Here is a 2058-nt window from a genome sequence, read left to right as displayed (position 1 = left end):
CAGCATTAGTTGCTGCTGAACAGGCAAATGCTGCCAAATCTGACTTTCTTTCCAGGATGAGCCATGAAATCCGTACTCCTATGAATGCAATTATCGGTATGAGTGCAATAGCAGCCCGTTCTATCGGTGATGATGAGCAGGTGGCAGACTGCATCTCCAAGATCGGTATCTCTTCCCGTTTTTTGCTGGCTCTGATCAATGATATTCTGGACATGAGCCGGATAGAAAGCGGGAAGATGCTGCTGAAAAAAGAGAAGATACCTGTGGAAGAGTTCTTAACAGGGGTGAACTCTATCTGTTATTCTCAGGCGGCGGCTAAAGGTGTGGAGTATGAGTGCATTGTGGATCCGGTTCTGGATGACTACTACATAGGGGATGCCATGAAGCTGCAACAGGTATTGATTAATATTCTGAGCAATGCAATTAAATTTACCAACGAAAGCGGTAAAGTCACTTTTTCAGCAGCACTGCAAAGGAAGACCAAGAATGATGCTGTTCTGCGATTTATCATCAATGATACCGGCGTTGGGATGAGCGAAGATTATCTGGTGCATATCTTCGAGCCTTTTTCACAGGAGAGTTCCGGTACAACTGCTTTGTATGGCGGTACCGGGCTGGGGCTGGCGATTTCCAAAAACATTGTGGATATGATGGATGGTAAAATAACTGTTCGTTCCATAAAAGGAATCGGATCGGAATTTACTGTAGACGTAAAGCTTGGCATTACAGAGGAAGAGAAGCTGCGCCATAATCAGAAAAAAACCAATTATAATTTCTCCCACCTGAAAACACTGGTGGTAGATGATGACGTGGCTGTCTGTGAAAGCACAATAACCACTCTTCAGGAAATCGGAATCAAGGCGGAATGGGTGGACAGCGGGCGTAAGGCAATTGACCGCGTAAAAATGCTGTGGGGTATTGGAAAATATTATGATATGATCCTGATAGACTGGAAAATGCCTGAAATGGACGGGATAGAGACTGCCCGCCGAATCCGTGAGATTGTAGGACCGGAAGTTACTATTATTATTATGACAGCTTATGACTGGCTGTCCATTGAACATGAGGCGAAGCTTGCCGGCGTAAATTTACTGATGAGTAAACCAATGTTTAAATCCTCACTGGTCTCTGCATTTACCAAGGCACTGGGTGAACAGGAAGAACAGACCCATCAGGAGGAGGTAATCAATTATGATTTTACCGGCAAACGTGTGCTGCTAGTGGAAGATAATCTGATTAATACAGAGGTGGCTGCCATGTTGCTGGAGGACAAGGGATTTACCGTTGACACGGCGGAACACGGCCTGCGGGCGATAGAATTGTTCAGTAAATCAGAACCGGGATATTATGATGCCATCCTGATGGATATCCGAATGCCTTTGATGGATGGATTAACGTCGGCAAATAATATCCGTCATCTGAGCAATGTGGATGCCGAAACCATACCGATTATTGCCATGACTGCCAATGCTTTTGACGATGACATTGAGAAAAGTAAAGCAGCAGGAATGAATGCCCATCTGGCTAAACCCATTGAACCAGACCGGCTGTATCAGACATTATATGACTTTATCTTTGGAAAGGAGATCTGATGGAATGGGTGGATTAAAAAAGGGGGAAGCCAGCATGATTCAGGATTGCGATCTCTCAACGGATCAGATGGAAGCCATATTGGACAATGCTCCTGTAGGCATTTATGTCAGTGCTTCCGAGAACATGGAACTGCTGTATGCCAATCAGCTGGTTAGGGATTTACTTTTTCAAAATCAGGTATTTGATGGAATTACTTGTTATCAGGCGGCAGGTTATGAGAAGCCGTGTCCATTCTGCCATGCACGCGACATGAGCCGGGAAGAGCTTATGGTTCGAGAATTTCACAGTCCCCTCAATAACCGCACTTATCAGCTTAGCGGTAAAATAATCGACTGGGGTGACAAATCTGCGCATATTGAGTACATTCTGGATATTACGGATAAAAAAAGGGAAGAGGTTCAGTCCAAGGCAGTTAAGTAAGAGCTGCAGACAACTTTTGCGAACATTCCCTGCGGCTTATGCGTT

Annotated in this window: 2 protein-coding genes; both read left to right on the top strand. The window is 44.8% G+C overall.

Translation table 11 applies throughout. The annotated features are described in order from the left end of the window. On the top strand, nt 1–1592 hold a 1592-nt coding region (locus ACH2DQ_RS02380; protein WP_395025438.1), incomplete at its 5' end, for a response regulator. Between the two features lie 4 nt (nt 1593–1596). Further along, nucleotides 1597–2013 carry a hypothetical protein gene (locus ACH2DQ_RS02375; protein ID WP_395025436.1) on the top strand — a complete coding sequence of 139 codons (417 nt, stop codon included), beginning with the start codon at nt 1597–1599 and terminating at the stop codon, nt 2011–2013. The last annotated feature ends 45 nt before the right edge of the window (nt 2014–2058 follow it).

Source organism: Robinsoniella sp. (assembly GCF_034124845.1).
The sequence above is the reverse complement of the archived record's forward strand: the minus strand, read 5'-3'. Positions and strand labels throughout refer to the sequence as shown.

Bases quoted from the DNA above. Each gene is read 5' to 3' on its own strand.
- ACH2DQ_RS02375 (WP_395025436.1), top strand. From the start codon at position 1,597: ATGGGTGGATTAAAAAAGGGGGAAGCCAGCATGATTCAGGATTGCGAT.